Origin of the sequence: Pseudomonas sp. 2822-15 (genome assembly GCF_002742515.1) — a bacterium.
Classification (GTDB): Bacteria; Pseudomonadota; Gammaproteobacteria; order Pseudomonadales; family Pseudomonadaceae; genus Aquipseudomonas; species Aquipseudomonas salomonii.
In genome coordinates, this window is record NZ_LJRY01000469.1 from 1 (window position 1) to 230 (window position 230).

1 protein-coding gene is annotated in these 230 nt (G+C 59.6%); it reads left to right on the forward strand.

Annotation, left to right across the window (positions count from 1 at the left end; genetic code table 11):
• A partial coding sequence (locus AOA59_RS31830) for a 2-C-methyl-D-erythritol 4-phosphate cytidylyltransferase (protein WP_178076330.1) occupies positions 1-230 on the forward strand: 230 nt, incomplete at both ends.

Genomic DNA, 230 nt, shown 5'->3' on the forward strand with positions numbered 1-230 from the left:
TGCCGATTCCGTGCTGGCAGGTTTGAAAGCCGCTGGCGACGCGCAGTGGGTATTGGTGCATGACGCCGCTCGTCCTTGTCTGCATCAGGATGACCTCGCGCGATTGTTGGCGTTGAGCGAAACCAGCCGCACGGGAGGGATCCTAGCCGCACCAGTGCGCGATACGATGAAACGTGCCGAACCGGGCAAAAATGCCATTGCTCATACCGTTGATCGCAACGGCTTATGGC